The sequence below is a fragment of the Methylophaga sp. UBA1464 genome, assembly GCF_002325665.1.
Taxonomy (GTDB): Bacteria; Pseudomonadota; Gammaproteobacteria; order Nitrosococcales; family Methylophagaceae; genus Methylophaga.
This window is the reverse complement of record NZ_DCSO01000059.1, coordinates 9196-9545: the sequence shown is the minus strand read 5'-3', so window position 1 is coordinate 9545 and position 350 is coordinate 9196. Positions and strand designations below refer to the sequence as shown.

Here is a 350-nt window from a genome sequence, read left to right as displayed (position 1 = left end):
GGTGAGTTGTGAAACGCCCACGGATTTACTGATTACCTTGCTGGAACAGAAAGTCGAGAATCATGCCGATAATCTCGAAGATATCCATCGCCAGTTAGAGCGGGTCAGTCATCTGGTCCTGGAAGATGAAAGTGCCGATTTGGAGGATGCCATCAGTCAGCTGGCTCGTCTGGAAGACAGTAACGGAAAGATACGCTTGTGTCTGATGGACACTCAACGTGATATTTCGTTTTTACTGCGCCATCTACGTGAGCCGGGATCTTCCCGGGAAACCCTGTATGAGATATTGCGGGATTTGGAAACACTGATGTCACATACGACTTTCCTCTTCGATAAGATAAACTTCCTGA

The 350-nt window shown here is 47.4% G+C and carries 1 protein-coding gene; it reads left to right on the top strand.

Translation table 11 applies throughout. From position 1 onward, the window contains the following. On the top strand, window positions 1-350 hold a 350-nt coding region (locus B3O33_RS07330), incomplete at both ends, for a CorA family divalent cation transporter (RefSeq protein WP_292363297.1).